The sequence below is a fragment of the Actinomadura sp. HBU206391 genome (genome assembly GCF_014323665.1).
Classification (GTDB): domain Bacteria; phylum Actinomycetota; class Actinomycetes; order Streptosporangiales; family Streptosporangiaceae; genus Actinomadura_C.
This window is the reverse complement of sequence record NZ_JABVEB010000245.1, coordinates 1-7,792: the sequence shown is the minus strand read 5'-3', so window position 1 is coordinate 7,792 and position 7,792 is coordinate 1. Positions and strand designations below refer to the sequence as shown.

The window sequence follows — 7,792 nt, the reverse complement described above, 5'->3', positions numbered from 1 at the left end:
CCTCGCACCGCCGATCGGTAAGTACAGCCACCTTGCTACCGTGCCCGCCGATCACGACCTGGTGTTCATCTCCGGCCAGGTCGGCGTGCTCGAGAACGGCGCGCTGGCGGGTCCGGACGCGGAATCGCAGACGCGACAGGCCTACGCCAACATCGGAACGCTGCTCGACTCGCTCGGCGCCGGGCCGGAACATCTGGTGAAGCTGCTGACGCTGGTCTCGGGCACCGAGCACCTCGCGGGCTGCCGTACCGCACGTGACGAGGTGTTCGCGCAGTGGTATCCGGCCGGCGACTGGCCCGCGCACTCGCTGATGGTGGTGGCCGCCCTGGCCGCCCCCGAGCTGACCGTCGAGATCGAGGGCACTGTCGCGGTCCCCCGCCGATGACGCCGTCCCGATGACCTCTCCCCCACTGGGCCCGGCACGATTCCGTGCGCTCTTCCCGGCGCTCCGCTCCACGGTCTGGCTCGACACACCTGGCAGCCCGCCTGGCGCGCTGCCGGTGACCGAGGCCCTGCACGACACGGTCTCGGCGTGGTCCTCGGGCGAGTTCGACTGGACGGCTTGGGACGGCGCCGCCGCCGACGCCCGTACCCGCTTCGCCAGGTTCACCGGCGTGGACCCGGCGACGGTCTCGACGCTCGGTTCGCTGGCCGAGGCGGCCGCGACGGTCGCCGCGTCGCTGCCGCCCGGCCGGATCGTGGTGCCGGCCCAGGATTTCCGCAGCAACCTCTTCCCGTGGTCGGCGCGGCATGAGGTGGTGGCCGTGCCGGCCCGCGACGGTGCCACCCGGATCGAGGACCTGATCGGGGCCCTGGACGAGCGGGTCTCGCTGCTGGCGGTGAGCGAGGTGACCAGCCGGGAGGGGCAGCGCCTCGACCTCGCCGCACTGCGCGCCGCCACCGACCGGGTGGGCGCGCGGCTGTTCGTCGACCTGACGCAGTCGCTCGGCGCGTTGCGGTTCGACGCGGCCACGCTCCGTCCCGACTACTTCGCCGTGCACGGTTACAAGTGGATGCTGTGCCCGCGCGGTGCGGCCTGGCTCGTCACCCGGCCGGACCGCCTCGACGGGCTGGAGCCGCTCGCGCCGAGTTGGAGGTCGACGAACCCGCCGTACGGGTACTTCGGTGCCGCCGACCTCGCGGCCGACGCCGGGCGGTGCGACGCCTCACCCGCCTGGTTCTCCTGGATCGGCGCCGCCGAGGCCCTGCGGCTGCTCGGCTCACTCGACGCCGACCAGGTCGAACGGCACTGCCTCGACCTCGCGCGGCAACTCACCGAGCACGCTCGGCCGCTCGGCCTGCGACGGGTGGTGGACGGTCCCGACTCCCATATCGCGGTGTTCCACACCCACCAGGCCGACCACATCGCCGGACGCCTGCGCGAGCACAAGGTGCGCGCCACGGCCCTGGGCGACCGGGTCCGCTTCGGCTTCCACTACTTCAACGACGAGAACGACGTCGCGGCCACCGTGCGGGCCCTCGCCTGAGCGATTCACGGATGCCGCGCATGGCGTGGTGTCCGCCGTCGCCCAGGTACGGGCTCAGCCTCTGCCAGAGCCAGACAAATGCGGCGATAACTTTTTATTTGCCGACAATTGCTTTCGAGTCATGTGGGCAGCATCAAGGAATTGTTGTGAATTACTGGCGCTAGCTCAAATGTTCGATAATATTTATCAGTACAGGCGCGCGGCGGCCGGCCGGACGGGAGGTGCTCCGATGACGGTCCAGCAGGACATCACAGTGACCTGCGACGATTGGACGAACTTTCCTCCTGGCCCCGGCCTGGCGCGTGCCCTTGCCGACGCGCGATTCGCCGAATTATCGGACGCGGAATTGATCGCGGTAATGGCGGCGGCCCGTCGGCAGACCTCGTGGACACAGGCGTTGGAGCTGACCGCGGTGGCCGAGTTGTCACGGCGTCGTCATGACGAGGAGTCGGGTCTGGCGTCGCGCGGCATGGGCAACATTCAGATCAACGAGATCGTGACCGAGGAGGTCTCCCTCGCGCTCACCCTCACCGGCACCTCGGCGGCCGGATGGGTGTGCCTGGCCGAGCAACTGGCCGAAGACCTCCCGGCCACTGGGAAGGCGCTCGTCTCCGGACGGATCGATCTGCGACGTGCACAGGTGATCGCCGATGCCCTGCGTGGGCTGCCGCGCGCCCTGGCCGCCGCCGTCGACGCCACCATCGCCGACGAGGCGTCCTCCTTGACCACCGGTCAACTCCGGCACCGCATCAGATGTGCCGTCAAGGCCGCCGACCCCGACGCGTTCGAAGGACGGCGGCGGGCCGCGTTGCGCGATCGCAGCCTGCAACTCTTCGACAACGCCACCGGCACCAGCGACCTCGCACTGCGCAACATGACCGCCGAGGACGCCCACGCCATCTACAACCGGATCAACGCCGCCGCCCAGGCCCTCAAGGCCGACGGCGACGACCGGCCGATCGACCACCTTCGTGCCGACCTCACCCAGAGACTGTTACGCGGGCTCGAACTCCCCGAGGCGATCCGCGTCCTGCTCATGGACGGCATTGACGGCATGGACGACCGGGGCGACCGGGGCGCCCCGGCCGAGCATGACCGCGAACCGGCCCGGACTGACGGCGACACCACCGACCCGGTCGCCGCAGTGGACCGGCAGATCGCCGAAGCGCTGGCCGAACTCACCGACGAGCACCTCACCGCACTACTGGCACAGGCACGGATGAACGGCCGACTCGACGGGCTCGCTCTGCTCACCGCCCAAGCCGCACAGGCCATGGCCGACGGGCTCGAGGAAGTCGCGAACACCTGGTGCCGGACCTCCGGCAGGGACCCCGGCCGACACGGTCACGACGGCTACCGCCCTCCAGCGGCGATGCGACGGCTCATCGAACACCGCCACCCGACGTGTGTGTTCCCGACCTGCAACGCGCGCTCGGCGCGCTGCGACCTCGACCACACCCGTCCACACGGCAGGGGCGGAGCCACCTGCCGCTGCAACCTCGCACCGCTGTGCCGCAGACACCACCGGCTCAAGCAGCACTCCAGATGGAGGCTTCTCCAACCATGGCCCGGCCTGCTCATCTGGATCACCCCTTCCGGCACTTGGCACATCGTCACGCCCGTCCCCCGGGAATGACCGGATGCAGATCCATGACATTGACCTTCGGCTCACATGAAGTTGCGCGTGTGCAGCCGCGACAGCTCGGCCGCCTCGTCCGCCGGAAAGCCGAGCCGCTCCAGGCGGCGGCGCCTGCCGTCGTCCATCGCCTGCTGCAGCTCCCGCACCCGGGCGAACCCGGTGGCGACCGCCTCGGGGGTCCAGGCCCCGGCCGCGAGAACGACCAGGGCGTCGAAGACATCCTCGTTCAGGCCGGCGGTGTCGGCGAGGACGTCGTGACGGCGTTCGATCGCGGTGCGCAGGCGGCCGTGCAGGCCCGGATCCGCCTCCGCCTGCCGGGCGAGGTGGGCGACGCCGAAGACGACGTGACGGCGCTCGTCCTGCAGTGCGAGACGGGCGGCGCTTCGCGTCACCGGATCCGGCGCGTGACGTTCCAGGAAGGCCAGCAGATCGACGAAGCTTCCCTCGCCGAGGACCGAGAGCAGGAAGGACGCCAGCGAGAAGTCCGACTCCTTGACGAGGGTGAACAGCGACTCGCGCCCGCCCGCCGAGGAGGTGCCGAGCTGCGGGCTCTTCAGCAGGGCCCGGCGGGTGAAGACCTCCATGTGGCGGGCCTCATCGGCCACCTGAACGGCCAGTAGCTGGACCACCTCGCGGAAGTGCGGATGGATGCCACCGATGAAGCGGGCCGGTACGAGCAGGGCGACCTGCTCGTTCTCCACGAGATAGGTCATCACCTGGACGACCGCCGACTCCACCTCGGCCGGCAGGTCGCACTCCGCGTCCCAGGGGATCGCCGTCGCCGGGTCCCACTGGCGCGCGGCGGCCTGCGCGTACAGACGCGGGGCGATGTCAGCCCAGACGTGGTCGCGCTCTTCGAAGGCGAAGAGCGGCTCGGGGCCGCCGGGCTCGACCAGTGCGCCCCTCGCGGCCAGCCCCCAGCTTGCCGGCGGCCGCTCCACGACGGCCCCCGGATGCGGCGATCCGGACCGTACGGCGCCGGACCACCGGTCGCTCACGGCCGAGCCGCGCACGACGACCGCGACCGGCCCGCCGGGACGCGACGGCATCTCGACGCGATGGCCCTGCCCGCGGCACCATGCCGGGAGGTGAACGCGCAGGGCCGGGTCGCGGCCGTACACCGCGAGCAGGGCGCCCGGGCTCAGAGGCCCGAGCGCCCTGCGCAACAACAGGTGGGCACCGCTCTCGAAACCGAGCCCGCCCAGATCGACGACCGCCGTCACGGCCGGTACGCGGCGGCGGTCACGACCCCGGACGGGTCGTAGAAACCGACCCGGTCCACGGCCGCCTCCACGGCGGCGTAGCCGCTGGTCCGTCCCGGCTCCCAAGAGGTGAGCCCCTCGAGGTCGAGCAGCCCCCGCACGTCGGGATCGGCGTACGACATGGCGATCAGGAGCTCACCGAACCGGTCCACCAGTTCCTTCGGTGCGGTGTCCACCACGGTCATGTTGCAGTGGTCGAACGGCTCGGTCTGGGCGATGATCCGGGTGGATCCGGGGGTCAGCACGCCCTCCTTGACGAAGAGCAGGTGGTTGGCATCGAGCATGCAGGCGGCGTCGACCTCGCCGGCCGCCAGCGCGCGGGCGGCGTCGCGCTCTCCCCCGATGTGATCGCCGTGCAGGCCCACCCCGACGTCGAAGCGACGGACGACCACGTCGGGGAGGTATGACAGCGGGATCAGCGTCGCCTGCGGTGAGTCGACCGCCCCGGTCGCGACCATCCTGCCGCTCAGCTCCGCGACCGACCTGACCGGCGAGTCGGCTCGCGTCACCACGACCGAGGTGAGGTCCTGGTCGGTGTCGCGCATGACCAGCGCGCGCACACTCGTGCCGGACGCGCGGGCCAGCCGCAAGGCTCGGGCCCAGGCCAGCGGGGAGTTCCAGGCGGCGTGGATCCGCCCGGCGACGAGATCTTCGACCTGCCGCTCATAGTGCGAGTAGAGGACATAGTCGAACGGCAGGCCACGATCGATCAGCAGACGGCGGAAGCCGTCCCAGATGGTCACTACTTTGGGGTCGTAGGCGACCGCGCCCATGAGCAGGGTCATCAGGCATCTCCGAAGAGCGGCTGGCCGCACGTGACCCGGCCGATGAAGTCCAGCAGTGTGTCAGTCGTGGGCGCCATCACGCGGGCCGCCCGGGCGTCGCGGAACGACCGTTCGATCCCCAGTTCCTTGCGGAAGGCGGCGCCCCCGCACGCTTTCATCGCACGGTCGGTGACGTCGATCGCCGCCTCGGCCGCCACCGCCTTGGCCTCCAGTACCCGCACCATCGCGTCGTCACGGCCGGTTCCGAGCGCCGTCAGCGTGTCGGCGAGCAGAGCGCTGACCCCGTCGGCCGCGAGCCGCATGCGGGCGATCTCCAGGCGGACGACGGGCTGCTCGGCGAGCGTCTGCCCGAGATGGTCGAGCCGGGCGCTGGTCAGATGCGCGACCGCCTCGTCCACCGTCGACCTCATCAGGCCGGCGCAGAACGCCGAGCTGAGCACCAGGAACCACGGCAGCGCCCGCTCAAGGGCGATATCGAGCCCGGCGCCGTCGGCACCGAGCGCGGCCTCCGCCGGGACGAGTGCGCCATCGGCGGTGATCGGCCGGGACGCGTTTCCGCGCAGGCCCATCCCGTCGAACCCGCCGGCCGGCCGCAGCCCGGCGGTCGCCGCCGGCACCAGCCAGAGCGTCATGGCCCCGTCCGCGCCGAGAGAGCGGCTCGACCACACATAGCTGTCGGCCTCGTCGGCCGAGGTGACCCAGCTCTTGCGCGCGTCCAGGCGCACGGAACCGTCGGCCTCGGCGGCCGTGCCGAGCGGGACCCAGAAATGACTGCGCGAACCGGCCTCGGAGAAGGCGAGCGTGGTGAGGTGCCGGCCGGCCGCGATCTCCCGGCGGGTCTCCTCGGCGCCGTACGCTTCGACGACGGCGACGGCCGCGTAGTGCATGAGCACGACCATCGCCGTCGAACCGCAGGCGGCGCCGAGCCGCTCGACGACCGCCACCGCCTCGGCCAGGCCACCGCCACCGCCGCCCACGTCCGTGGCGCTGACCAGCCCGAGGAAGCCGGCCTCCGCGAGCGCGTCGATCGCCTTGCGGGGAAATTCCCCATCGCGATCGACCACCACCGCCTGCGGTCGTACTACCTCGTCAATGACGGACTCGAGTGCGCGCAGTTCCTTCATGGGCGGCCCCTTCGGCTCGGTCGGCTCAGCTTTAGGGTATACGTCCGAAAATTACCGGGCAATCGTTTCTTCGGGCCGGATAATTGTTAGCGATCAATAACATCTGACATCAAGAAATTCTCCGGAAAAAGCACTATTCGCCCAGGTGTTCGATGAAATTACTAAACGGCCGATAGGCGGAAGGGGACGCTCCGATGACGAGCGGGCAGACCACGACCGCGACCTGGGAAGACCGTGGCCCAGCCCCTCTCGCTCAGCTCGGCTGCAGGGTGTAGGTGAGGAAGTTGCCGGGCAACCGCTCCCCCGAGGCTCCCTCTGTGACGGCCCGCACCAGCAGCTCACCGCCGACGAAGGCGCCGTGCCACGATGCGCCGTGGCCACCGAAGATCTCCTCGCGGTCGCCACGGGAGCGAGGCGCGTTGACGCCCACCTTGAACGCGCGGACGTGCGAGCCGAGCCGGCGGACGGTCGCCTCGTCGTCGCAGGAGATCGTGGCGACGAGCGCGCCGTTGGAGGCGTTCATCGCCGCGAGCAGCTCGGCTTCGGTGTCGACAAGCACCACCGTGTCGACCGGGCCGAACGGCTCGGCGTGGTGGAGCGGCGACGACGGTGGCGGCGCCAGGATGGTGACCGGGGCGAGGTAGGCGGAGGTGTCCTGCCTCGGCAGGAACCGCCCGTCCGACCGCGAGCCGCGATAGAGCGGCACGCCGCCCTTGGCTACGGCCTCGTCGACCAGGTCGCCGAGTTCCTTGGCCTTGGCGTCGTTGATGAGAGGGCCGAAGTCGAGGTCGGGCAGCGGGTCTTCGGGATTCTCGACCGCGAGCGGGTGGCCGAACCGCACCTGCTTCACCGCGGCGAGGTAGGTCTCCAGGAACCGGTCGAACAGCGACCGCTGGACGACGAACCGCGGATAGGCGGTGCACCGCTGCTTGGCGTAGTCGAACGTCTTGCGGATCTGCCCGCCGAGCAGCTTCCAGTCGCCGTACTCCCAGACTCCCCAGGTGTTGAGGCCCTCCTGCTCCAGGACGTGCCGCTTGCCGAGGTCGGCCACGGCCGCCGCGACCTGGGCCCCCGCGTCCCGGCCCCCGACGAATGAGACGCATCCGATCTCCGGCGCCCGTACGAGCGCCGCCGACAGGTCCCGGCCGGCGCCACTGACCAGCGTGATCGGCAGGCCCTCACGGACGGCGAGGGCGGACGCGAGCGTGAGGCAGGCCAGGCCGCCGTCGGTCGGCGTCTTGGCGATCGCCGCGTTGCCGGCCAGGACCTGGACGAGCATGGCGTGCATGAGGACGCTCATCGGGTAGTTCCAGCTCGCGATGTTGCTCACCGGCCCGTCCAGCGGCCGGCGGCCCTCGACCATGCGGTCGATCTCCTCGACGTACCAGCGCACTCCGTCGATGGCCCGGTCGACGTCGGCGGTCGCGAGCCGCCACGGCTTGCCGATCTCCCAGACGAGCAGGAGCGACAGCAGGTCGCGGTGCTCGGTGAGCGC

General features: G+C 70.7%; 7 protein-coding genes. 3 read left to right on the top strand and 4 right to left on the bottom strand.

The window, feature by feature from the left end:
• The 3 genes from HKK72_RS32805 to HKK72_RS32795 all read left to right on the top strand — a co-directional run.
• Nucleotides 1-385 (top strand): RidA family protein (locus tag HKK72_RS32805; protein WP_187238313.1); only part of this gene is annotated, 385 nt, incomplete at its 5' end.
• Nucleotides 386-395: 10 nt separating this feature from the next.
• Complete coding sequence (locus HKK72_RS32800) at nt 396-1,487, top strand: aminotransferase class V-fold PLP-dependent enzyme (RefSeq protein WP_222721429.1); 1,092 nt, start codon at nt 396-398, stop codon at nt 1,485-1,487.
• Nucleotides 1,488-1,716: 229 nt separating this feature from the next.
• Nucleotides 1,717-3,123 carry an HNH endonuclease signature motif containing protein gene (locus HKK72_RS32795; RefSeq protein WP_187238312.1) on the top strand — a complete coding sequence of 469 codons (1,407 nt, stop codon included), beginning with the start codon at nt 1,717-1,719 and terminating at the stop codon, nt 3,121-3,123.
• Nucleotides 3,124-3,155: 32 nt separating this feature from the next.
• On the opposite strand, the gene HKK72_RS32790 is transcribed toward HKK72_RS32795, so the two are convergent.
• From HKK72_RS32790 to HKK72_RS32775, 4 genes are all read right to left on the bottom strand, one after another.
• A complete protein-coding gene (locus HKK72_RS32790; protein WP_187238311.1) occupies nt 3,156-4,349 on the bottom strand; it encodes a ferritin-like domain-containing protein in 1,194 nt (397 codons plus the stop codon).
• Complete coding sequence (locus HKK72_RS32785; protein ID WP_222721428.1) at nt 4,346-5,173, bottom strand: phosphate/phosphite/phosphonate ABC transporter substrate-binding protein; 828 nt, start codon at nt 5,171-5,173, stop codon at nt 4,346-4,348. Before HKK72_RS32785 ends, HKK72_RS32790 begins: the two co-directional genes overlap by 4 nt.
• Nucleotides 5,173-6,297: an acyl-CoA dehydrogenase family protein gene (locus tag HKK72_RS32780; protein WP_187238310.1), complete on the bottom strand. Its 1,125-nt coding sequence runs from the start codon at nt 6,295-6,297 to the stop codon at nt 5,173-5,175. The genes HKK72_RS32785 and HKK72_RS32780 overlap by 1 nt, the downstream gene beginning before the upstream one ends.
• 253 nt (nt 6,298-6,550) lie before the next feature.
• Nucleotides 6,551-7,792, bottom strand: a 1,242-nt coding sequence (locus HKK72_RS32775) for an aldehyde dehydrogenase family protein (RefSeq protein WP_187238309.1), incomplete at its 5' end; no start/stop codon positions are given.